Annotated in this window: 25 protein-coding genes and 2 pseudogenes; 5 read left to right on the top strand and 22 right to left on the bottom strand. The window is 37.3% G+C overall.

The window, feature by feature from the left end; genetic code table 11:
• Positions 1-341 precede the first annotated feature (341 nt).
• From AB1422_05185 to AB1422_05140, 10 genes are all read right to left on the bottom strand, one after another.
• Positions 342-776, bottom strand: a complete 435-nt coding sequence (locus AB1422_05185) for a type II toxin-antitoxin system VapC family toxin (GenBank protein MEW6618727.1) — start codon at positions 774-776, stop codon at positions 342-344.
• A complete protein-coding gene (locus AB1422_05180) occupies positions 776-1,012 on the bottom strand; it encodes an antitoxin family protein (GenBank protein ID MEW6618726.1) in 237 nt (78 codons plus the stop codon). The genes AB1422_05185 and AB1422_05180 overlap by 1 nt, the downstream gene beginning before the upstream one ends.
• A 463-nt stretch (positions 1,013-1,475) precedes the next feature.
• Positions 1,476-2,852 (bottom strand): hypothetical protein, encoded by a 1,377-nt coding sequence (locus AB1422_05175; GenBank protein ID MEW6618725.1) that lies wholly within the window; start codon positions 2,850-2,852, stop codon positions 1,476-1,478.
• Between the two features lie 12 nt (positions 2,853-2,864).
• The gene (locus tag AB1422_05170) at positions 2,865-4,463 is read right to left on the bottom strand and encodes a tetratricopeptide repeat protein (protein ID MEW6618724.1); all 1,599 of its coding nucleotides are present in this window, start codon (positions 4,461-4,463) and stop codon (positions 2,865-2,867) included.
• A gap of 1,263 nt (positions 4,464-5,726) precedes the next feature.
• Positions 5,727-6,020, bottom strand: a complete 294-nt coding sequence (locus tag AB1422_05165; protein MEW6618723.1) for a type II toxin-antitoxin system RelE/ParE family toxin — start codon at positions 6,018-6,020, stop codon at positions 5,727-5,729.
• The gene (locus AB1422_05160; GenBank protein MEW6618722.1) at positions 6,017-6,235 is read right to left on the bottom strand and encodes an addiction module protein; all 219 of its coding nucleotides are present in this window, start codon (positions 6,233-6,235) and stop codon (positions 6,017-6,019) included. The genes AB1422_05165 and AB1422_05160 overlap by 4 nt, the downstream gene beginning before the upstream one ends.
• A 142-nt stretch (positions 6,236-6,377) precedes the next feature.
• The gene (locus tag AB1422_05155) at positions 6,378-7,253 is read right to left on the bottom strand and encodes a HEPN domain-containing protein (GenBank protein ID MEW6618721.1); all 876 of its coding nucleotides are present in this window, start codon (positions 7,251-7,253) and stop codon (positions 6,378-6,380) included.
• Positions 7,254-7,546: 293 nt separating this feature from the next.
• Positions 7,547-7,819, bottom strand: a complete 273-nt coding sequence (locus AB1422_05150) for a hypothetical protein (protein ID MEW6618720.1) — start codon at positions 7,817-7,819, stop codon at positions 7,547-7,549.
• On the bottom strand, positions 7,816-8,166 hold the full coding sequence (locus tag AB1422_05145) for a hypothetical protein (GenBank protein MEW6618719.1): 351 nt from the start codon (positions 8,164-8,166) through the stop codon (positions 7,816-7,818). The genes AB1422_05150 and AB1422_05145 overlap by 4 nt, the downstream gene beginning before the upstream one ends.
• Before the next feature lie 102 nt (positions 8,167-8,268).
• A complete protein-coding gene (locus AB1422_05140; GenBank protein MEW6618718.1) occupies positions 8,269-8,850 on the bottom strand; it encodes a hypothetical protein in 582 nt (193 codons plus the stop codon).
• A 241-nt stretch (positions 8,851-9,091) separates the two neighbouring features.
• Here AB1422_05140 and AB1422_05135 point away from each other — a divergent pair, with 241 nt between their 5' ends.
• On the top strand, positions 9,092-10,474 hold the full coding sequence (locus AB1422_05135) for an integron integrase (GenBank protein MEW6618717.1): 1,383 nt from the start codon (positions 9,092-9,094) through the stop codon (positions 10,472-10,474).
• A 97-nt stretch (positions 10,475-10,571) separates the two neighbouring features.
• On the opposite strand, the gene AB1422_05130 is transcribed toward AB1422_05135, so the two are convergent.
• The 7 genes and pseudogenes from AB1422_05130 to AB1422_05100 all read right to left on the bottom strand — a co-directional run bounded on the left by AB1422_05130 (position 10,572) and on the right by AB1422_05100 (position 13,605).
• The gene (locus AB1422_05130; protein MEW6618716.1) at positions 10,572-10,928 is read right to left on the bottom strand and encodes a hypothetical protein; all 357 of its coding nucleotides are present in this window, start codon (positions 10,926-10,928) and stop codon (positions 10,572-10,574) included.
• A 48-nt stretch (positions 10,929-10,976) separates the two neighbouring features.
• Positions 10,977-11,333: a hypothetical protein gene (locus AB1422_05125; protein ID MEW6618715.1), complete on the bottom strand. Its 357-nt coding sequence runs from the start codon at positions 11,331-11,333 to the stop codon at positions 10,977-10,979.
• Positions 11,334-11,520: 187 nt separating this feature from the next.
• Positions 11,521-11,925, bottom strand: a complete 405-nt coding sequence (locus AB1422_05120) for a hypothetical protein (GenBank protein ID MEW6618714.1) — start codon at positions 11,923-11,925, stop codon at positions 11,521-11,523.
• A gap of 8 nt (positions 11,926-11,933) precedes the next feature.
• A complete protein-coding gene (locus AB1422_05115) occupies positions 11,934-12,278 on the bottom strand; it encodes a reverse transcriptase N-terminal domain-containing protein (GenBank protein MEW6618713.1) in 345 nt (114 codons plus the stop codon).
• Positions 12,265-12,582: a nucleotidyltransferase domain-containing protein gene (locus AB1422_05110; GenBank protein MEW6618712.1), complete on the bottom strand. Its 318-nt coding sequence runs from the start codon at positions 12,580-12,582 to the stop codon at positions 12,265-12,267. The genes AB1422_05115 and AB1422_05110 overlap by 14 nt, the downstream gene beginning before the upstream one ends.
• A gap of 109 nt (positions 12,583-12,691) precedes the next feature.
• Positions 12,692-13,393 carry a methyltransferase domain-containing protein gene (locus tag AB1422_05105; protein MEW6618711.1) on the bottom strand — a complete coding sequence of 234 codons (702 nt, stop codon included), beginning with the start codon at positions 13,391-13,393 and terminating at the stop codon, positions 12,692-12,694.
• A gap of 65 nt (positions 13,394-13,458) precedes the next feature.
• Positions 13,459-13,605 (bottom strand): annotated as a pseudogene (locus AB1422_05100) (GxxExxY protein).
• Positions 13,606-14,140: 535 nt separating this feature from the next.
• Here AB1422_05100 and tmk point away from each other — a divergent pair.
• The 4 genes and pseudogenes from tmk (at position 14,141) to AB1422_05080 (ending at position 18,624) form a co-directional block, all read left to right on the top strand.
• Positions 14,141-14,794 (top strand): dTMP kinase, encoded by a 654-nt coding sequence (gene tmk / locus AB1422_05095; protein MEW6618710.1) that lies wholly within the window; start codon positions 14,141-14,143, stop codon positions 14,792-14,794.
• A 216-nt stretch (positions 14,795-15,010) separates the two neighbouring features.
• Complete coding sequence (locus AB1422_05090) at positions 15,011-15,289, top strand: four helix bundle protein (protein MEW6618709.1); 279 nt, start codon at positions 15,011-15,013, stop codon at positions 15,287-15,289.
• A pseudogene (locus AB1422_05085) lies at positions 15,282-15,395 on the top strand (GxxExxY protein). Before AB1422_05090 ends, AB1422_05085 begins: the two are co-directional and overlap by 8 nt.
• Before the next feature lie 238 nt (positions 15,396-15,633).
• Positions 15,634-18,624: a UvrD-helicase domain-containing protein gene (locus AB1422_05080; protein ID MEW6618708.1), complete on the top strand. Its 2,991-nt coding sequence runs from the start codon at positions 15,634-15,636 to the stop codon at positions 18,622-18,624.
• A 355-nt stretch (positions 18,625-18,979) separates the two neighbouring features.
• On the opposite strand, the gene AB1422_05075 is transcribed toward AB1422_05080, so the two are convergent.
• The 5 genes from AB1422_05075 to AB1422_05055 form a co-directional block, all read right to left on the bottom strand.
• Positions 18,980-20,014 carry a hypothetical protein gene (locus AB1422_05075; protein MEW6618707.1) on the bottom strand — a complete coding sequence of 345 codons (1,035 nt, stop codon included), beginning with the start codon at positions 20,012-20,014 and terminating at the stop codon, positions 18,980-18,982.
• A 91-nt stretch (positions 20,015-20,105) separates the two neighbouring features.
• Positions 20,106-21,137, bottom strand: coding sequence for a hypothetical protein (locus tag AB1422_05070; protein ID MEW6618706.1), 1,032 nt, complete (start codon positions 21,135-21,137; stop codon positions 20,106-20,108).
• Between the two features lie 882 nt (positions 21,138-22,019).
• The gene (locus AB1422_05065) at positions 22,020-22,286 is read right to left on the bottom strand and encodes a hypothetical protein (GenBank protein MEW6618705.1); all 267 of its coding nucleotides are present in this window, start codon (positions 22,284-22,286) and stop codon (positions 22,020-22,022) included.
• Between the two features lie 94 nt (positions 22,287-22,380).
• A complete protein-coding gene (locus tag AB1422_05060) occupies positions 22,381-22,536 on the bottom strand; it encodes a hypothetical protein (GenBank protein ID MEW6618704.1) in 156 nt (51 codons plus the stop codon).
• A 95-nt stretch (positions 22,537-22,631) separates the two neighbouring features.
• Positions 22,632-23,372, bottom strand: coding sequence for a hypothetical protein (locus tag AB1422_05055; GenBank protein ID MEW6618703.1), 741 nt, complete (start codon positions 23,370-23,372; stop codon positions 22,632-22,634).
• Positions 23,373-24,086: the final 714 nt, after the last annotated feature.

Below are 24,086 nucleotides of genomic sequence, written 5' to 3'. Positions count from 1 at the left end.
AATTATTGTGCATTCCACATTCACGGTTTGACCCTAAAATATCTCCTTTTTATTTTCTCACACAAAGCCACAAAGAACACAAAGGTTTATTGTTTTATTCAATTCCTTTGTGACTTTGTGTCTCTGTGTGATTATTTTTATTAGTCTAACGACTGAGCTCACCTGCTGCGGGGAGATGATTACCACTAAACTTTATGAAGAGGATAAACTTTGGTCAACCACAAAACTTTGAAAAGAGACCCAGCCCCCCGCAGTCAGGTGCAGTGAATGGTTAGGCTCTTTATGTTGTCATATTTTTGTTATAGTTGTCTAAATTTTAAACTACCTCTTCAGAAAACTATTTAGCTTTCAACATCTGAAATTGTTCCCTTAAACCAGTTTTCTACTTGAAGACCCGCAATCCGTCTAAAATGTTCTTCATTATTTGTTGCTATTCCCAATCTATGTACTAATGCAGAAGCTGCAATCAGGATATCAGCATCACTAATTAAAACTCCTTTTTGATGCAATGTGGCATAAATTTCTGCTGCTTTGACTATGACTTTATCGCTGAGTGGTAATATGAGATTCCTTGCACAGAAATGATCAAATGTTATTTCTTGCATAGTTGCACCTTTCGCCTTCAGCCCCCGTAATATTTCATATCGAGTGATAATAGAAATCGTAAACCGTCTATGTGCCGCCAGGTATCTCTGTGCCTTTGGAATCACAATGGGATTTTTTCGCATAATTGCTGAAAGAATATCAGTATCCAATACTACCTGTAAAAGAGTCATTAAGTCTCCTTCTCCTTGAAAAACTCACGACGATTCAAGGCTATTTTTTCAACATCATCTATATCTTGATTTGATAGTCCATTATAGACTTGTGATGCCAACTCCAATATTTCATTTCTTGTCTCTTGTGTAATTACCTTAACAACGAGTTGAACGTGCTGTTTCTCCGGTAAGGTAATTTCTTTCAATGGGTTAAAAACTCCGTGTTCATAGATTGCTTCGATACTACCTTTCATTGTATCCTCCTCCAAAAATTTCATTCCTATAGCCTAACGATAAAGTTCAGGTGCGGCGGGGAGAATTACCACCAAACTTTGTAAACATGATTACTCCTTGAGATACCACAAAATTTTCAATCTCGGCAGAGTCCCCGCCGTCCGCTGCAACGACTTGTTAGAATCCTTCTTTCTTTTCTCACACAACATCATAAAGAGACAAAATATGTTCACCTACGAAAGCGGTTATCGGTATTGGATGGTCAGTTGTCATCGTTCGATTATCACTTACCGCTAACCGCAAACCGTTCACCGGATTTATTCGTTTTCATTCATTGTTCCTTATGACCTCATTGTTTTTGTGTAATTATTATTCCAACGTTCCCAGCACAGACGAAGTTGTGAAGCAATTTCATCTGTGCTGGGTTATATGCTGTTTGTGGCAAAAAAGAACCGTCCCATCTCTCTTTCCCAAAAAGTTATTTTATTCCTGTCCACTTTCTGTTGGTTTTACCTTAGAAAGATGTTGGGAGATAATGGAAATAAAATCTTTAATTAAAGGCCAATATGCTAATGAAGTCCAATTTAAACCTTTAGATACCTCCTCATTAGTTGCAAACTGAATCAATGTAGTTGGTCCAATTTTTTCAACAGGGGATTTCTCTAATATAGGAGAAAGTTGTCCTAAGATATCCTTCCATATCTTAGATTCTGCCTCCAGTAATTCTCTTTGACTCGTTCCTTGAGCTTTAATTTTTGCTTCTAAAAGTTCTGCCTCCAAAAGTCCCTCAAGTCTTTTTACTTTTGTTGCTATTTCTGTAATTTGCTCTTTCAATTTGTATTGTCTCAATTCTTCTGATAAGGCATTTATCTGTTTCTTACGTATGTCAGCTTCGTGGTTAAGTTTTGATTGTTCCATTTTATTTTTGAATGTAACCTCTTCTTCCTCAATCTTATTTTTTCTATCAATTTCATCTTCTTCAATCTTGTTTTTAAAAGCAATTTCAGTCTCTTGATATTTACGATGTATCTCTTTGATTTCTTCGTTAATTTTTGCTATTTGTCTCTCTTTTTCTTTTCTATTACAAGCCTCCTTAATTTCAATTTTACTCTTTTCTTCCTCAAATAATTTTTTACTCTCCAACTCTCTTAGTTCAATTTCTCGAAAGTCTCTGTCAGTTTTTTCTCTAGCGATGGCTGCTTTTCTACGCTTTTCTTCTTCAATTTCACTTTTGAGGAATTCCTTCTCAGCTTCAAGAAGAGCTTCTTGTTTCTCCCATTCTATCCATTTTTCAACAATTTCTTTCTCAACTCCTGCTACACCCGGATTGAGAGGGATAAAACGTTTTATAGAGCAGTCTATTAAACGAAATCCTGATGCATTAAGAACCGGAGTAATACTTTCGATTAGCTCCTGTTGAAGGATATCTCTATGGGTAGTGTCAGTAAGAAGCCTTTTGTACGATGCTTTTCTTATAACGGTAAATAAAGATTCTTTAAAAAGTTCAGAAATCTTCGGTTGGAAAAATGCATTGCCAAGTATAACATTTAAATCTGTTGTTGTAGAACAACGAAATTTCTCTATTATTTTAGGAATGGATCCCTCCAAATCTTCATCTGATATTCGAGTGATAATTTTAGCAACCAATTCTGCTTGAAGTACATCTCCCATAGTGAGAGCATTATTCCCCTCAAAATGCACTTCATCCTCAATATGGCTGAGTCTTATTTGAATCCATTCTTCTCTAAACCTCCTTCTCGTCCAATCTGCTCCAAAAATAATTTTATTAGACTTTCGAGATGGAAAATAAATTACACACCCATCTGATGCTTTAATTTTTTGTAAAGGAAATTTTTTCATATAGACCTCCCTTTATAATAATTCTTCCATTTGTTGCATTTCTTTTAATATATCTTCACGGCTTAAGTTGATCTTATTTATAGGAGAGAATACTCTTATTCCTTTTGGAATACGTTGCAAATATTGACGTGCTTGGTTCAAATACAATCTTGGATTTTCCTTTTGTATATTTCCAAGCCAACAACTGATTGCTGCACAATAATAAAGTAAGCATAAAAGAATTGGTTCAGTTTTTAAGATAGCATCATCTCTAAAACGATGGAATACTTCCCGAAATAAAGTTTCAGGAGTTTGATCGCGCCAAAGTGCAGAACGTCCTATAATATGCATACTTTGTGCTAAACAAAAGCTAATGAACATAGACTCAGAATCATGTTCTTTGGCTTGCCAAAAACATTCTATGGCTTTTTCTATATCTTCATATCTTCGCCACATAATTCTTGATTCTAATTTGATCAATTTAGGTAGATAAAAACCACCTTGTCGCATTTTCAATGAAGCAAATTGTTTATCCCAGGGGGAAGACATACGCTTTCTATTTTCTAAAGTTATATTATTTAATTCAACCTCAACTAAACGAAACTCTGCTTCAGTTACAGATGGATCTATCCCCATATCAAAAAACATTAACTCTGGAATATATATTCGTGATCTAAAATCTAGTTGATTTCTTTCAAAAGCAGATTTAAATTCGTTTCGAGATTCCTCATATCTTCCAAGATTATAATATATTATTCCAAGGTGATAATGCGATTCATTTATAAGTATAGTAAGTTTTTCTCTTATTTCATCAACATCCCAAGTACCATACTGTGATAGTGGTGAACTTAATTGAGCTTTTGCTGAATCACGTGCCTGTTTTAAAACTGCCAAGGCTTCCTCATATTCAATTTCATTAAAATGCCCTAAAGCTCGCATAAAAAGAGATACTGGGCTAGCTAAGTCAGTAATCTCACCAGTAGTTTTAAGGGTATCAAAGTGTGCTGATAATGAATGAATTTTAGCTTTATTTTCTTCACGTTTGAAACTTTCTCTATCCCCAGTGTGTATTTTACTTTCAATAAATAACTGCGCAGAGCGAGCATTCATAGCGTCAACCTGTGAACGGTATCCTAATTCTTCTTTCTCTTTGAACACCCGCAAATCCTTTAAGCTTTTATCCACATCTAAAAGTCTTTTTTGAATTTCTCCCTGAAAATCAAAGGTTTGCTTAAGAGTTGAAATTAGCGAGTTTATAGTAGAAATATTATCACGAAATGAGTTCATAACTGATTGCATTTCGACAAAATATTTCCCTTCAACTTTTTGCCTTCGACTTTCGGTAATTATTTGTCGGGATCCGAAAATTATTGTTAAAATTGTAAAAATTGCAGCAACACCTGCGAAGACATAATATACGCGTTGAAGATCTTTTTGGGTCGCTTCAATTAATAAATCTTGACGTTCTTTCAGCAAGATAATCTGCTCGCTTAAACTATTATTTTCTCCATAGCTTTTATTTTTCGAATCTTGTGCAGATGCATCGTTTATTAATAAGTAGTTAGTAATAAAGAAAGTTAAACAAATCAAAAAGACATAGATTAAATAATTCCACTTTCTCAAATGTACCATTTTTTTATTTCTCCTTTTAATTAACTTTAACAGTTCTCAAACATGTTGGGTAATAACACCATCAACACAAATACTGCAAATCCTAATTTAATAAAAATGAGACAATTCTTTTTTTAAATTTTCTTTTTTGCCACAAATGGCGTCTAACGATAGAGTTCAGCTGCGGCGGGGAGAATTACCACAAAAGTTTGATAGCAAGATAAAACTTTGAGAGACCACAAAACTCTGACCACGGCACAGTCCCCCGCCGTCAACTGCAACGCAGGGTTAGACAAAAGCTTTGATTCGCTGTCTTTTCCTTTTCCTCTGCCTCACCGAATTATTGTGCATTCCACATTCACGGTTTGACCGTAAAATATCTCCTTTTTATTTTCTCACACAAAGCCACAAAGAACACAAAGGTTTATTGTTTTATTCAATTCCTTTGTGACTTTGTGTCTCTGTGTGATTATTTTTATTAGTCTAACGATAAAATAACCTGCTCTGTCAGGTTCATTGTTTTGTTAGGAATTCATTTCTTTGTCATTTCCTCTCCACACTACTTCTTCGCTGCTCCTCTTCCAAGCCACTTCTTCGCTATTTCTGCTCCAGGATACTTCTTCACCACTTACGTTCCGAGTCTGTTTCTTTGCAGCGGGCTAACGATAAAGTTCAGGTGCGGCGGGGAGAATTACCACAAAAGTTTGATAGCAAGATAAAACTTTGAGAGACTACAAAACTCTGACCACGGCACAGTCCCCCGCCGTCAACTGCAACGCAGGGTTAGACAAAAGCTTTGATTCGCTGTCTTTTCCTTTTCCTCTGCCTCACCGAATTATTGTGCATTCCACATTCACGGTTGCCCCTAAAATATCTCCTTTTTATTTTCTCACACAAAGCCACAAAGAACACAAAGGTTTATTGTTTTATTCAATTCCTTTGTGACTTTGTGTCTCTGTGTGATTATTTTTATTAGTCTAACGATAAAGTTCAGGTGCGGCGGGGAGGATTACCACAAAAGTTCGATAGCAAGATAAAACTTTGAGAGACCACAAAACTCTGACCACGGCACAGTCCCCCGCCGTCAACTGCAACGCAGGGTTAGACAAAAGCTCTGATTCGCTGTCTTTTCCTTTTCCTCTGCCTCACCGAATTATTGTGCATTCCACATTCACGGTTTGACCCTCATATCTCCCGCTCATATCTCCGCTAAACTTTGATAGGGCACAGAACTTTGAAAAACTACAGATTGTTGGCGGTCAGGTGCAGCGATTGGTTAGCTTCTTATTTTAATCTGTCTTTTATCCATGCTGGATTTCGACGACAATCAAGTACTGCATATACCACTACTGTTCTTTGCTCAATACGATAATAAATAGCAAATGGGAAACGTTTAGATAGTGAACGATAATATCGTTCAAAATATATGGGATGAATGCCAGCATAAATCTGTAGTGAATCAATATCCGAAAACAATGTATCAAGAAAGTAACTACCGAGACCTTCTTGCTGTTTTTCGTAGAACCAGTAGCCTTCGATTAAATCCTGGGATGCCGATTCAAGAATTTTGATTTTCATGAAACAGACTCTTTTATTTTCCCTTTGGCATTCTCCCAATCAGTAAATTCCTCTACCCCTTTCTTTACTTTTTCTTCCCTCTGCTGGAGAACCTCCCCATGCCAGGGCGGAGAAGAGATTTCATCTGCCCTTCGGCATAAATCATCCCATATATTCTCCATTGATAGAAGTTTCTCTGCTGTAGTCATTTGATCTAATGGAATAGTAACTGCCATATTACCACCTCCCGTTGTGTTTCTTTTATATTAGCTAACCTAGGATTATACTGCCTATTGGCAGCTTTATATTGCTGTAAGGAAAGTTGTATTGGCTAAATTATCCTACAAATAAAGGGTTTAGTCAACTTGATATTGCAGATCAGGGGCTTAATTCAAACTCTTTAATCTTCTCTCTGCTCTTTCTTAAGGCTAATCTACGCAGTTTCTTTACCCTTTCCGCTAAGTATTCCAGTTCAGATTTGGTAATCTTATATGATTTCTTGTATCTTGCATCAACATAGGCCTTCCTAAGAAGCTCAAAGAGGCGCTTTTCTTCAGCTTGTTCTCGGGGGAAAATCTTTTTAAAATCCAAGTCAATTTTTTCCATACGCTTTGTTAGTTTTTCCAGATCGTGCGTCTTCGGTTTGTAGCTGGTAAGGACAAGGGAAGCACCACTGTATAGAGACTCTGTGGTTTGGTGAAGGTTAAAGGCAGCTAAATTATTCCAGCCTTTCTCAAAGTTAAATTCGAAATTCACAAAAAACTCCTTTGCCTTTGGAAACCAAAGCTTATAATCCTCCTCTGCCAGTGCCTTTTTTATTCCTGGAGTGAGCTTCCTTGCCCTTGCAAGTTGAAAGCGTTTTGAATCATAAAGGAGTATGCCTTCTTTCTTGACCTCAGCATAAAAGTATCTGCCCACTGAAAGTTGTTCATTGACATGCTCAATATCTTCGGTAACGAGCTTTACGGGTGTAGGGATTTTGTGTCTAAGTTGATTTTCAATTCTTCCCCAAATCCTAAAATCTTCCGCTATCTTTTCTTCCTGGACAATGACCATAATGTCAAAATCACTTTCATAACTGGTGAAATGTCCTTCTTCAGCATCGTATCGAAAGTCATAGTCAACAAAGTCTCCCCTGGCATAGCTTCCAAATAAGACAATCATCTCTACCCTTACTACATTACGAATGACCCTGACGACAGTCTCTAATTCCCTCTGTTTTCTGAAAGAAAGATGGTCTATGCTCTTCTTCATAAATTTATATTATACCATTCCCTCTCAAATCTTCTCAACCTTTAGCGGATAGCATTTTTTTCAAAACTGGCCTGTATCGGTGGCAGATACTGGCTCTGGTGTTCCTTCTGCCACTATTCTTTCTCCCTTCTCCTTCTCCACTTGATAGGGTGATGGCAGCTAACGATTGAGCTCACCTGCCGCCAACAGGATGGACACAAAACTTTGTAAAACCACTAAACTTTAATAGGGCACAGAACTTTGCAAAACCGCTACACTGTTGGCGGTCAGGTGCAGCGATTGGTTATGTGCTTTTATCTAGGTACATTTGTATGAATCCAATCCCATGCATCCTTAGGTAGCCATCCTTGCACATTATCTCGGACTTCTATAATCAATAAATAATCATTTTTATCAACAAAAGGCTCTATACGTTGCCATATTTGATTAGGTGTTTCATTTGTAATAATAATCCAGGTAGATTCTAAATAATGCCACCATTTTGGTGATTTTTTAATTGCTTCGTAAAGACCATCATAATTTCTATCAGGAGCTTTTAAATCATAATTTATTGTGTATGCTTTCATGAGTTGCCTCCTTTTCCATTTGCTTCTGTAGGCAACAGTTTGTCCCTATTTAGAACTGTTGTAGAGTCTGTTCCGAAGGGAGCCTTCCCTTGGTCGATTAAGTGTGACTCCTTATCAAAGGTTAAATTTTTCGGTTTGTGCCAAACTAATATAAAAACAAGAATTGTAACAAAGACGAACAAAGCGATACCAATGTAAATGCCTATCATTTGATCGTTTTTTTCTAGTTTGCCACCTGTAAGGACAATAGCCAAGAAAGATTCAACAATCAAAAGAGCGAGAACAAAAAAACCAAGTGGAGCAGTAACCGCTTCTATTATTTTGCACCATACATTCTTTTCTTTCATTTGTTTCCCCCAATCAATTTATCATATTCTTCCCACATAACGATAAAGCTCACCTGCCCGAGTGAAGCGAGGGTCAGGTGCAGCGATTGGTTAGATAGGGCATTATTTCAACAAGCTAAATGCACCAAAGACAATTGAGGCAAGTAAACCAATTACAGCAAGAGGCACTGCCCATCTATTTGTTTTCATGGTTCTTTCATAATCTTTGGTTCGTACCGAGATAACGGAACTTAATTCGTTTAGATTGAATAAGATAGATTCTTTGTCATTATGTTGGGTCCCGTCTCGTATTCTTATTAATAACTGCCTTTCTTCTTCTGGAACATCTGCAAAGGGTTTGTCTGCATTTTCCTGAACAATTATTTCTTTAATTATTTGATACCGCTCAGATAAAGTAGTATCAGTTGATTCTTGAGTACCTTTGTGAGTGAGATGAACAAGATAGTCCTCAAGTAGGGGAGCTAATGAGTAAACAGCACCCGCTTCTCTCTCAATTGCACTTTTGAGTATTTCAATATCCGATCGATCTTTAACAAATCCTATATCGAACTTTTTATCCAGTGATTCGAAGAATTTAGATCGTCCTGTCTGCGTCTCTTTTCTTTTGGCAAAGAATGTACTAAATATGACTACCAAAATGGCAGTTATCTGAGCACTTAGGGCGGTTATTATTATCGAATTCATAAACTACCTCCTCAAATCAAAGTGGTATTTTTATGACGTAACTTCGTGCACCTCGTTTATATACTGACCAAACTTGGAAATATATCTCTCTGTCTAACAAGTTATTATACACTTTTGTTATATTTTATCACAAACCCATCAGAAAAGTCAAGAAAAAATTTGACAAATCTTACTTAATTTTGTATAATCTAACAAGATAACATTACTTTTGATATGATATCAAGAAAGGAGTGAATTCTGCATGATTAATATCCCAATAGAAGTATTTGCCCACTATAGCTCAATACTGACTAAAAAGTCAATCCCTATTTCTGAGCAGACCAATTATAAAAAATGGCTGAGGTATTATTTTGACTTTTGCCATAAATATAACCTTGAATATTCAAATAGGGAAAATCTTGCTCAGTTTATAAAGAAATTACAGGAAAAACACCAGACACAAATACAGCAAAAACAAGCGGCTCATTCCGTATATCTTTATTACGAAGTATTGGAGACCAATGTTAATCCAGTGGATAAGAACAAAATGAATTTAGATGTAAATGGACAGCCGAGTTTGAAGATGGTAGAAAGGATTTCAATATCATCTTCCTTACCACAGGTTCAGGAAGAATCCATCCAGAAGAATGATTCAACCTCAGAATGGAAGAAAATTTACACAAATTTGCTGGCTGAAATAAAAATAAGACACTATTCTCCGAAAACATTAAGGGTATATGTAATGTGGTTGAGAAGGTTCTACACTTTTACCAAAAACAAATCCCCTCTGTCACTTTCTTCCCAGGATGTCCAAGAATTTCTTAAATATTTAGCTGTCAAGCAGAATGTCTCGGCTTCTACCCAGAATCAGGCATTTAATGCACTCCTTTTTTTATTCAGGCATGTCCTAAAAAAGGATTTTGGCGACCATCGGGATAATGTTAGAGCAAAGAGAAGACGCTATATACCAGTTGTTTTGTCCAGAGAGGAAATAGAAGCAATTTTTACCCATCTTTCATATCCTTATGACCTTGTGGTAAAGTTGTTGTATGGCTGTGGCTTACGCTTGTTTGAGTGCCTGAATCTTCGGCTTCACAATTTCAATTTTGATGCCGGTATCCTCACAGTCCACGACGGTAAAGGACAAAAAGATAGAACCGTGCCTTTACCACAGACAATTATACCTCAATTAAAGGTTCATCTCGAAAAAGTGAAGGAGTTGCACCAGAATGACCTCAAGGCAGGCTACGCAGGCGCATTTATAACTGGCTTGCTCGAAAAGAAATATAAGGATTGTGGGAAGGAATTAATCTGGCAGTGTTTTTTTCCATCTAAAATGTTGACCTTTGTTCTTGATTCAAAGGAATTAAAGAGATATCATCTATATGAGACTCATGTGCACAGAGCAATTAAACAGGCGGTCAGAAAGGTGAAGATTATGAAGCGGGTTTCAGCCCATACCTTCCGCCATAGCTTTGCCACACATCTCTTACAAGCCAATTACGATATCAGAACTATTCAGGAGTTGCTGGGACATAGTGATGTCCGAACAACCATGATTTATACCCATACAATCAAAAGTTCAACTGTCAAAGAGGCTAAAAGCCCCCTCGATTTTGCTAACCCTTCAGCGAAACTTTCCTGATAAATTGCCTTAAGCCATACCTCTTGTCAATACTCACTCAAAATGTGACATTAGTCTTCCCTTTCTCCCCTTTTCCTCTTTTTTCCTTTTTCTTCCTTCATTCAATCCATGTTTTCTCCTCGACCTGGTGATTAGGGTCTTCCGTTGGTTTTACATACACAACATTAGCCACATTTCCAACTTCTTGTTTGAGCCTTTTGGCAAGAAGCAGACCATCTTGATGAAACAATTCCCATGGGAAGTCACTGTTGTTCAGTGCGTGTCGTTCGAAGCGGGTAATCCATTCGGCAAAATCTGTTTCAAGCTGTTTTGAGATATCAAATTCAGTCATACCAGTTTCACGATTTGCAATGTTTAAACCAACATAATCTGTTTCATCCGAAGCGTCCTTAAGCCACGCATACGGACCGAATCCAAAATCTGCCATGATAGTTATCGTCTTTTCTGGTTTCATTTTTCCTCTCATCTTTCAATGTCCGACTCTGACTTTCTGCTTTATATCTTACCAATAGTCAACAAATTCCTTTATCCCCTTTTGTCTGAATTCTTCTTCAGTAAGAATATCACAAATTCTGGCTTTTTCAATTCTAATAAAAACATAATGCCTTTTTTGGTCATCAACTTTAATATATGGTCTACCTTTATAGCCTTTTGTATGTTTTGAGCAAGTATTACAAATGTAGTCCCTCCGAATCCAATTATTATTATATTCATTTTCAATCTCTTCCAATATGTCACCCAAATGATAAATATTGAGGCTACGAGATTCTGGTTTCTGCCACTTAATTTGAATTTCCGTATCTTTGCTTATCTCCTGTTTATCAGGACACAAGAGATCAGCATATATTGAATTAAACATGCCCATTTTTTGCTACCTATTTAACCTTTCGTTAATCATCCTTTGTATATTTCCAGGGGTTTTCAGTCTTATCTCGTTGTATATATTCACGATAATCGGAATAAATTTTGTTGATAAGTTTCCTCTATTGTCGGTGTGCCAACAAAGGCTTCGGTGTGTATCCTCTCTTTCTCTATCCTATCTTCTTCTACCCATTTTCTATACCCTCTTCGTCAAACTGCCCATATTTTTCTTCTAAGTCCCTCTTTACCTGCTCCCATGGAATTAGCTTAGTGCTACCAGTTTCCAGTTCTTTGAGTCTTTCATCAAGTGCAGAACCCATGGAGTCTTCTTTTCTCTCGTATCCCGGCTCAGGAATATTGTCATAGTCAAGGATTGGCTGACCGAATGCCTCTGCCATCATTACCCATGAATGCCGTAACTCTTCGATATTCTCTCCGAAAGGCTCAACTGGATCGTTGGTGATAGCTCCAACATATCTTTCTTTGTCGTAGTATGCCTCATGTATGGCATATGTGTAGTCCACTCTTTCTTTATTATCTGTTGAATCAACGCAAATATGTTTTTTCCGTACAACTCGATAATTCCACATATTTCACCTCATAGTGGAGGACATTGCATGGCAAGAACCCAATGTGAAGCTGGGGAATCGGGTAGAGCGCGAGGCTCTCGCCTCACTTTCCCCCTAAGAATCGTGCGAGCGAGTTTCCCCGCACACGGCTCAAGCATCTGTATGGTTCTATTACTAAAACCCGGCAGTATAACCAAATATCTTAGTTGATTGCTCAAACCATGGAAAAGTAAATATTTCCCTTCCCGCTCTGCCTTTGCAATACGCATTTGCAGCCTTCTTACTTCAGTGTTTACTTTCTGCCAGTTAATGGCTTCCCACTTACCTTTTGGTTCAAGCCTCAGAAACCGTTCTGCAAGTTTACGATTTTTCATAGCATAATCGTCCTTCAGTTCTGGCTTTATGGATGACAGTACCTGGCACATTGGACCATTCATTAAAAGTAGCTTCGCTTACAGGTATAATGTCTACAGGAATACACATTGAACGAATTGCATCATGGAGATAAACCATTTCCTTTCGTTGACTTTTTATCGTTTGTTCAACAATCAAAAAGTCTAAATCAGATTGTTCTCGAGCATCACCACGCGCATAAGAGCCAAATAGGTATATCTTTTGTGGCTTTGCTACCTCTATCAATCGTTCTATTGCTTTTTTAATTGTTTTTTCAGAAATCATAGATAATCTCCAAAGTTGTTTTTGTCTAACGGCCTGCGGTTCAGCCGCCGCCGACTATGGCGAGATTCGCCACGCTAACCAGAACGATTGCTGGCAAAGTGCGCCACGCTTACCCGCGCCGAAGGCGGTCGGCTGCAACCGCTTGTTGGGCGGCGGTGAGTTCCGCATTGGATTGCTTGACAGCGCAAATCAGTTTAGAGAACAGGTACTTCTCTGTCTCGGTGACTTGAAATCCTATGCTTTGCAGTATCTCAACCCAATCATACTTGAGAAACTGCGGCATATGGCTTGGCTCAAAAATCTTCAAATGAATGGAGAGCACAAGATTCTTCAGGAGACCATCTTCTCGCTCGTAGTCAACGAGATACAGTTTACCTGATTCTTTGAGTACACGGCACATCTCTTTCAGTATGTCTATCATCAGGTCATAATCCAATTCATGTAACCCAAACGAAATCATAGCAATATCAAATTCGCCATCTTGGAACGTCATCTTAGTTGCGTCCATTTGGTGAATGAAGATATTCTGTATGCCACGTCTCCGAATTTTGCTTTCAGCCACAGCAATCATATCAGGGGATAAGTCTACCCCGATAATCTCGTTTTGGTCATTGGCTTCCGCGACGGCTATCGCACTGTTTGCACTTCCGACGCATACATCCAAGATACGCAAAGTCTCGTTAGGTATCTTCCGTGCCAGGGCGCGTCTAGGATTCCCCTTTCCGTTCAATAGGAAGGGTATATCGGACAAATCGTAGAAAGTGGCAAGCAACTTGAACTTGAGTTTGACTTGGCGCTCATAGTCTTGCATGTTAGACCCTTTCATGTAGCCCGCCCAACGATAAAATAATCTGCTCTGTCAGGTTCATTGTTTTGTTAGACTGTTCTTTTACCACGAAGAGCACGAAGGTCACGAAGATTGGACAAGACAAATCTTTTTATGCCTTCTTTCAACCTTTCTACATTAAAATTTATCAACAAGCCAACTTTAATATTTGCTAACTTTATTAGATATTTCATCAAATTTCACTTCGTGTTCTCTCTGCCTTTCGTGGTTTAATCTCTTTTAGTCTAACAAGTGATTATACAGTTTTTCTGTATTTTATCACTATTATCTCAACTTGTCAATAAAAACATTGACAAAAAATAGTAAATTTTGTATAATTTTAGGTGGTTAATATTACTTTTTGGGGTATTCTACAGAAGAAGAGGTTAATGCCGAATAATTATACTCAAAGAAAACAGGTTTGCAAAAACTTTCTTGAAAGGATTCAAGGAGTCAAGGGATCCAGGGGGCGAGTGAACACCTTATTTTTCACCTCCCTTGAATCCTTGACCCCTCAAATCCTTGCTCCCTTTTTAGAGCAAAATATTTGCAAACTCAATTTATTTGGGTATAATATACCACTACGAATGAATGTGTTGTTTAAATATAGCTCGAGCCTGGTTAAAAAGTCGATTGCTAATTGCTATATCTGAGCAACACCATTATAGATGGTGCGGCAAAAGGTCATGCAGGTCGATAAAATCCAAAAAAAATTAGAGTAAAATGATAAAAATGAATCGTCTCAGTATGTTCATTACCTTTGAAGGCACTGAGGGTAGTGGAAAGACTACCCAGTCAGAATTACTTACAAAGGCATTGCGAGAAAAAGGGTTTGAAGTAATTCATACCTATGAGCCCGGTGGAACTAAGATTAGTGATAAGATAAGGCAGATATTGTTAGACCCGGAGAATTCCAATATGTCGGCTTTAACTGAGTTATTTCTATATTTATCTGCCAGAGCTCAACATATCGAGGAGGTAATAAAACCAGCATTAGCGGCAGGTAAAATAGTTATCTGTGACCGCTTTATTGACGCTACGATGGCCTATCAGGGTTATGGTCGAGGGCTAAATAAAGATTTGATTCAAAAACTTAACGCTGTGGTTACCCAGGAGATTAAGCCAGATTTAACCTTTGTTCTGGATGTTGACCCGCAAGAAGGATTGGAAATGGCTAAAACTTTATCTACGGCAGGTCTGGGAGATAGAATTGAACAAGAGGCACTTGACTTCCATCAACGAGTCCGACAGGGTTACCTTGAAATCAGCAAACAAGAATCGGCAAGGGTGAAAATAATCAACCGACAAAAAAGTGTTGAAGAAATACATCAAATTATTTTGAATTTATGCTCAGGAATTGTAACTACTCAGCCACGAAAACACTAAGAAATAAAGAAGTTTATCTATTCTAGTGCTCTGTCGCTATTCAAGTGATTGATTGGCCGTTGTCCCCCGCTGGCGGGGGTCTAATCCTTACCCACAAGTTGGGTAACAAGATGAGGTAAGCAAGGATAAACTATAAACGGGAGATTAGAGATTGCAGGAGAGCGGAGTGAGTGGCAAAATTCCAAATCACAAATTCCAAAATACAAATAAATTCCAATGACCAAAATTCAAAATTCCAAACAATATGATTTAGAAGAAAGAACTTATCAATTTGCTCAAGAGGTTGCTTTATTCTGTAAGAAACTACCTAAAACTATTACTAATATCGAATATCTAAAGCAAATAATTAGGGCTTCGGGTTCAGTTGGAGCAAACTATATTGAGGCAAATGAGTCTTTGGGCTCGAAAGATTTTAAGATGAGAATAAAGGTAACTATTCGCCACGAAGGGCACGGAGAGCACGAAGTGAAATTTGATGAATTATCGAATTCATGAAGTTCAAATATTGACATATATGAAATTGGCAAATATCAAGGTTGGTCTATTGATAAATTTCAATGTGGAAAGATTGAAAGAAGGCATAAAGAGATTTGTTCTGTAACATCTCCCTGCCCTTCGTGCTCTTCGTGGTGAATAGTTACGAAAAGTCTAAATGAATTTCCATCGTTGTAATATAAACTTTGGAATTTAGTGTTTGGAATTTGGAATTTATTTGGAATTTGGTGCTTGGAATTTGGAATTTCTATCTAATCTGTCCACTAAAAGATGTGGGTAATGATTAGGCCAAGGGAGCACATCAATTGAGTAGCGACAGAGCACTAGGGCTATACTTTAAATATATGGAATTTCCACATATTCTGGTTATATCTGCTTCAGCAGGTGCGGGGAAAACTATGACCCTGTCTGAACGCTATATAAAGTTTCTCATTTCGCCAGAGATAAAAACCTCTGCCCGCAACATCCTGGCTATTACCTTTACCAACAAAGCCGCTGGTGAGATGAAGGAAAGAATCATTTTTGACCTTAAGAAAATGGCTCTCGGTGATTCTAAAAACAAAGAATTAGCTGAAAAAAAACTGAATGAACTACTTGATAATTATTCAGATTTTAAGGTGCAAACCATTGACTCTTTTCTGACATCAGTAACTACTGCCTCTGCCCTTGAATTGGGGATTCCACCACATTTTGAAATAGAAATGAGCTCATCCCAGGCATTCAATTTTGCCCTTGATGAACTTCTCTCTCAGGTATATCATAATTCCCCCCTCGAGGCTATCTTCCTTAATTTTGTCGATGAACTTCTGCATATCAATTCAAGGATTACCTGGAATATAAAGAACGAAATCCTTACAAATATCAGTAGTCTAAGAAAACTGGAGGTTCTAAAAGGACTCAAGGTAAAAAGAGTTTGCACAAGCGAAGATATAAAAAAACTACGAACGAATCTTATCAAAGATGTGGAAGGATTTTGTGAAATGGGCAAGGAAAAGGTAATGTTTAATACACACTTTAAGAGAGCCGTTGACAATTTCAGAAATGATGCTCACTATCAACCCTGGGAAAGTAAAATGTTTCTAAAGGATGCTGTGAATGAGATTTGTAACAAAGGTTCAATTATTACCCCTTCCCATCAGAAGATATGGCAGGAGATTCGGCAGGGTATATCTTCCCTTGCCGAAATGACCGCGCACTGCCGTTTTGCCCCATTCATTGATATTATTAGCCATTTTGATGAAGGTGTTGATTCCTTTAAAAAACACATGCAAATCATCTTCATCGAAGACCTGAACATCCTGTTGAACACATTCCTTGAAAACGAAGGGGCTGTTCCAGAAGTTTATTTTCATCTCGGTGACCGTATTGCACATTTCTTTATAGATGAATTTCAGGATACGAGTCGAAGCCAGTGGCAAACCTTATTTCCGCTTATCGAAGAGGCACTTTCAAAGACAGGTTCGCTTTTCTATGTTGGTGATAAAAAACAGGCTATCTTTGGCTTCAGAGGGGGAGAAAGTGCCCTTTTTGATGAGGCAAAAGCAAATTTCCCAAGCGTAGAGAAAGAGAAAATTAAAGAAGAATTCCCGGAGATAAACTACCGAAGTCGGGAGAATATCGTTGAATTTGTCAATAATACCTTTTGCCAGGAAAATCTAAGCCATTGGGCAGAAGAGGTAAAACTCTCCATTCCCTTTGAAACTTATCTCCATAGCCAACAGAAATCAAAAGAGAAATTTAGAGGTGGATATGTCCGAATAGAGTCGATAGATGAACCATTGGATAAAGATGAATTATATCCGAAAATTGAACAGTATCTTGTTGATGTCATTCAGAACAAAATAATCCATAGATTTTCTCCAGGGGAAGTTACCATTCTTGTTAGAACGAATGATGAGGCATCATGGGTTACCAGGGTTTTAACTGGTGCAGGGATTGCCGTGGCTTCAGAAATGACCCTTGACATTTCTTCACACCACTTGATTCAGGAAATAGTCTGTTTCTTAAAATTCCTGAACTCACCCATTGACAATCTTTCATTTGCAGGCTTTTTGCAAGGGGATATTTTCCTCAAGGCAAGTGGGCTTACTCATTTCACGATTTATTCCTTTCTTCTTAAAAATCGAATAAAAAGAAAGGCTCTTTACACCCTTTTCCGCGATGAATTCCCGGAGGTATGGGAGTCGCATTTAGAAAACTATTTTCAGATGGTTGGCTTTCTGCCGCCTTATGATTTAGTCAGCAAAATCTTGAAAGGGTATAATGTGTTTCAGGAATTTCCAAATGAAGAAGGATTCTTTTTTCAATTGCTTGAGGTGTTGAAAAACACTGAGGTAGAAGGGGAAAATAGCCTTAAGTCGTTTCTTGCCCGCTGGAACAAAGATGAAGAGGAGAAAAAGGACTTTCAGGTGGTTTTACCCGGCTATGCCAACGCCATTCGGGTAATGACCATCCATAAGGCAAAAGGGCTTGGATTTCCAGTAGTCATTTATCCATTTGCATATCTGGAAAAATCAACAATTAATGAGATTTATGAAAAGGATGGTGAGGGAATTATACCTTATCGTATTGTTGAAAAATATCGAGAGGCATCTGCAAAACTAAGGGAACTTTACGAGAGAGAATTCACCGCCCAATTGATAGAAGGGCTAAATATATTTTATGTGGCATTGACCCGTGCTATTGATGAACTTTATATCTTTCTTCCGAAATTCAAAGGTCATAAAAAGTTACCTGTGCCAATTCTTGAACCCCGCCTTGAGATTGGCTCACCTCTTATTCAAACTCCAAAAACTTTAGAGCAGAGAAAAAGTCATATCTATCCTCCCCAGGTCAATGAATGGCAAGATAAACTTTATCGTCCAAAGATAAATATCGATGAATTGCGGGATACTGGCCGTAAAAAGGCTAAAGAGAGAGGAATATTTATTCACGAGTTTCTCGCGGGGATAGAAAGGCTATCGGAACAATGGGAGGAAGAAATTGAGAACAGGTTTGGCACTTTAAGTCAAGATAAACAGGAGATAATTCCTATCTTGAGAGATTTTTTTAAAAGAGAAGAGATGCGAAAATGGTTTATGCTTGCACCGGATATTAGTATCTATTGCGAAAAGGAGATAGTCGATGAAAGTGGTCAACAGTATCGAGTAGATCGGCTTCTGGTCTGGCAAGATAAAGTGGTGGTAATTGAGTTTAAATCCGGTGAACCCCAATCAGCACAACACCAGAAACAAGTAAATACCTATTTGAGATTACTCTCAAAGATTTATCCAGATAAAACGCTTGAAGGATGGTTGTTGTATGTGGATGAACTGGTAAGCAGGAAAAATGAGTGATGTCTTAATCTAGCATAAAGGTTAAAATAGTGTATAGGATTCTGCAAAATAGGATTTGGGAGAGACAACAAATAAATATTAAATATCAAATATTAAATATTAAATATCAAAATGCAAAATTACAAATCAAATTTCAAAGAGGAAGTAGCAGGGTTTCTCAAAGAGTTGGAGGAATTTGGTAATATCTTTGCTTCAAGTATTTTAACGCTGAAAGGAAAGAGATAATTTTACATTTTGATATGTAATTTTTATATTTGCTTTTTGCATTTTGCTCTTTGGAGGAAATCCCTTTTGGACACCAAATCTGCATAGATTTCACTATTAGAGTTATTTTCAGACACCACCGAGAAATGTTTCATACATCCCTATCCCCAACTGTCATAAACCATTTACTTCCATCCAGAACTAAATCAGCAAATTCAAAGGAAGAATTCGGATGCACAATGACTGAAGATGAATCTGGCCGTAATGAAAAACCAAACTTCTTCAGTATATTAATGAATGGATTTGTGTTAAGTAGCCCGGCAGAAATAGAATAGACCTCTCTTTTTCTTAATTCTATGATTAAATTACTTAAAAGTTCCATTCCTGCTTCCTCGTTAAGGTAAAGGAAGTCTTTGATATGCACAATACCGGCTTCGGTTATAAAGATAAGATAGCCGACGATGGAGGTATTTTTTTTCAATATAATAGTTTCGACATTATACAATGGATGTTCACGGAATCGCCAATTTAGATACTTTGCACTTCGGACGCCAATTACGGGATAATTTCCTTTTACTTCATCAAAAAAGGAATTAAATTCATCTCCAAATCTATCCGTGGTGATAGTAAATTCGTATATCCTTTTTCTAAATATTTCCGTGCCTGTCCATTTCATCATTGGATTAATAATTTTACTTACCCAACGAAAATTTTTACCCCATCTCTCCTCAATCTTAGCATTAAGCTTTAATAATTTTGCATAACGAAACATTTTGCCAATAACAGTATGACCTACTTTAAGGTGAACTACCAGCATTTTATCATTAGGATGGGCATATAAAAACGGGACGATTCCTTTATCCACACATTCTTTTGCCGCTTTTCTTAATTTAATCGCCACACCAAGAGTTCTATATTTTTTATTTATCGAGAAGTCTCCACAGTTCCAGCAAATCACCTCTTGATTTTCTACCTTGACAGCTCTTGGTAAGGCACAGGTGAAACCAGCGACCTCTCCTGAGTCTTCATCAATAACCAACCATACCTTTGCATTTCCGTAAGGATTTTTTTTATATAGCCAGACATATCTCTCTTCGTCTAAAGGGATTCTTCTATTTTCGTTCAATGTCTGGATTAAAATATCTTTATCCTTGTCTAAATCCGCCTCTTTAATTAATATTCCCATTTTCCCTTTTCTTCTGAAAATAGTTAATTAGAGAATTAGAGAATTAGTAAATTAGAACTTGCACTCTTTTGCTAATCTCTAATCTCTATGCTCAATTTTCATCCCCCTTTGTGCCCACTCCTTGTGGGCATGTCCGTTTCTCCAAATATTCTGACATAAGTAATTCAAGCCTTTGCTGAGCGTTATTCCAGATTTGTGCTCTATCTTTTTTTAATTCAATTACCTCTACCTTGTATTTTTCAATATTTTCTTTCATTTTTAATATCCCTTTTTCAATACCCTCACTCGTATTATCAATAAATACTGCCCCTTTATAAAAGGTTTTTCTGAGTATCTCCCAATTTGAGATAATTAATGGTTTTTGTAGAGAGACTGCTTCATAGCCGCCTCTCTGCATTGTATGGTCATCAAGCGTAATAACCATAACCGCATCTGATGCTTTAAGCAAACCCGTATATTCATCATTGGGTAAAAAATCAGTAAATAGGACATTTGGAGGGGCAGGAGTAATCGTTTTTTTATTTCTTCTGGCATCGTTTAAATCGCCTGTGACATAAAAATTTATCTTAGATAACCTTTCTGCCGCGGCTAAAAATGTCTCAATTGGCTCATCAATGGCAAAACTGTTGATTAATGTAATAGTAAATCCTGGTTTTAATTTAAGTGGGGCACTGTTTTTAAATTCTACTGGAACATCACTTATAATTGTGGCGTGACAATTCCATGAGTTTATTATAGATTTTAAATGCTCATTGGTCACAATCGTCGTTATGGCATATTTAGAAAGGAACTTGTGTAAAAATAATGCCCTTCTTCCCAACCTTTTATCAATTATCGCCCCGGTATGGGCATCAATAATAAAACCTGCTGGGTTAAATCTTGTCCAGAAATACGCTGGTAATGCGGCAAATATAGGTGGACTCATTGTTAGAATAATATCTGGCCGCTCTTTTAAAAATATTTTATAGGTTTTTATAAATTGAAATAAATATTTAAAAAATATTGTCCAGTAATTACTCCCCAACATTCCATAATATACAAGATATGATTTACCACCTAATTTTTTAGCAATATTATCACTCCGACTACAATACGGCGCCCAGGATATAAATATAATCTTCATATTAGATAGAATACTACAAAATCAGACGAAAGTCAAGGGGAAAATATGTTAACTGTGATTCAGACAGTAGACTATAGACATCAGACCTCAGACTAAAGCAGGCAGAAATTGCAGAAGAATGAAGGCTTGAGAGACCTGCCTATAGCGGTTATTAACTGAAAGTTTACATAGGATAATACCCATAAATAAGGCATGAGAATAATCGTTCCGTTAGGAACATAATATCGGTAGGAATAGATAGACAAATCAATCAGTTCCGTAGGAACGATATATTGGTAGAAAGTTTATGGAAAGCCATTTACCGATATAGCAGTTATTAGTCAAAATTTTACTCAGGGTGGATAAGTAAAAAATCCCAAATCCCAAGCACCAAATCCCAAATAAGCACCAAATTTCAAGTACTAAATACCAAACTATGGGGGGGTAATGTTTTGAATTTTGGTCATTTGAATTTGTTTGGAATTTGGAATTTGTGATTTGGAATTTCATAGCCATATCTGGTCAAATTTCGATTAATAAGTGCTATATGTTGTCCCTATGGGACATTAAATGAAGGATGAGGTAGAATTTTCATATTCTATTTTTTTCCATTTTATCATAAGAAATAGAGGAAGGCAAGCCAAATGGACATAATTGTCTAAAAATATAGAGAGTTATAGCCCTAATTTGACATAGTGTAGTAATGGTTCACGCATAACTTGTTAATTCACTACGAGTAGTTACGAGTATTTAATTCTAAGTAAAGTTTTGAATAATAACTGCTATACCTTGTACCTTGTAGAACAACCAAATAAGCTTCTCTGGCAGACAGTATAAAGGGGGACTGGGGGATTGCAATCCGCCAACAGGGGTTTGGGGACAGCGTCCCTAAAATATTATCCCTTATGTTGCCGCTATGCCAAAACCTCTCTTTAACAATTCCACTATGTCCTGGTGATCCTGATGCTGATGTTTTAAGGTTTCCATAACTTCCTGATGTCGCTGTTCACCTTCCTTGTGAATTTCTACAAGTGTTGCATGTATTTCTTTAGTTGTTGCATGCATTTCTCGGACTAATGTTCTGGTTCCATTGAATACATATGCCACCACTCCTGATACCGATGCTACGGTTCCAAAAATAGTGACAAGTGCAATAACCCATTCGTTCATTTCTTGCCCTCCTTTTCATGTCTCGAATTTCTGTTGAAAAAAGTCCTGTAGAAAGTTTGCGAATTTAGGGATGCTGCCAAAATTCGGTGGTGTCTTAATCTAGCATAAAGGTTGAAATAGTGTAAGAAAAGGAGATATGGGGATTATGGAGATAAGGAGATAAATTCATTCTAAAATTTTGCAAATTACAATGAATAATCTCCATCTCTCCCTTTATCTCCTTATCCCCTTTTTTACACCAAATCTGCATAGATTTCACTATTAGAGTTATTTTCAGACACCACCAAAATTCGAGACCTGAATTCTGAGATTACCACCAGTTTTGCTGATAATTACTAATTCCTACTACTTGTCAACTACCTCTTGCAACACAAATCTGTAAACCTTACCAGTTTTAAGGCTTTCTAAGTACAACCCCTCTTCATCTTCAAACATTCTCCACAGCGCTTTTCCATCCTTTTGGAAGGTAATATCACCAGTATAGTATCCATGTGCTTGAACATAACCTTCGACATCTAATTTGTAATTCGGCTCCGTCGTCCCGATGCCGACGTTGCCTGGGAAATATGTTCTATCAGCGTATAAAGCAATTCTTCGATAAGCAGTAGCCTCGCCTGTTTTTGTGCCTGTTATCCCACCTATATGTAGCCATTTTGAGTCTCCATCTATATTATTCGCCATCCCAATCCAGTTATCAGTATAAAGTGTGCCAGCCGAATCGGTGAAATTTAAATGCCCCGCTGTGTGAATACTACCGCTTCTCACATCAAGCGACGCTCCTGGCCCGGTTATCCCGATGCCGACGTTGCCTTCCTTGGTAATCCGCATCCGTTCCTTCCAACCAGTTGCATCATTGGTTGAAAACACCATATCATCTGTTGGAGTCCCACCCGGTACACAATTACCTATTGTCCAATCATATTGACCCGGAACCTCACCACCTACAAAACACCCTAAACCACCCATAAGGTTACCAGCAGCTGGAGTAAGAATAGCATCTGCACTGTAAATTTGTGCTGTAAAGGCAGATGTAGGGTTGATAATTAGCCCAACTAACAACATCACTGAAATTATTGTCTTTTTCATTTTTTTACTTCCTCCTTTTTAGTTTTTGTCTGTGTAAAAATGGAGATGTGGTGATATTGGAGATATGGAGATTGATTTTAAAAAATATCTCCTCCTCTCCTCTATCTCCTTATCCCCTTTGCTTACACTTTTTTTCCCTTATACGATTGCCCGGCAATAAATTTTGGAGGATGTTTTTTCACCACCTTTCTTTGCAAGATTGGGCAGGTACAAGGTATACTTTATATTTTAACCGTAAAAAGAGAGTGTTGAAAAAGTCTTCACACCCCACCCTGAACATCTACTATTATTTATACATTATATCCGACAATATGTCAAGTATTTTTTTTGAGGGTGTTGAAAAAGTCGTTTTTTAGGAAAGGGTAGTTTTTGGAGGGGTGAATTTTCTAAAAACTGCAAAACTGCCTCCCTCTTTGAATTTAAACCTCTCCTTTTTAACCTTTCGAGGGTCGGACCTGTTCTAACCCCGCATCAGAAGTAGGATTAGAGAGATTATGTAATAATTACACCTCCCATCCTTAAATCCTACCCATATCTCTTTGCCCTCCCCTTTAATCTTTCCTTAAAATCAATATTTTTGTTTAGGAATATTGTAAGCGTTCAGGTGGTGTAACAAAAGGAGATGTGGAGATTAAGGAGATAGGGAGATATTATTAAAAAAATTGAAATTAATAGAAACTAATAGAAATTTATGGAAATTTGTTGTTTTCCACA

The organism is bacterium, assembly GCA_040757115.1.
GTDB lineage: Bacteria > UBA9089 > CG2-30-40-21 > CG2-30-40-21 > SBAY01 > JBFLXS01.
Note: the sequence above shows the minus strand (reverse complement) of the source record. Positions and strands in the feature narration are given on the sequence as shown.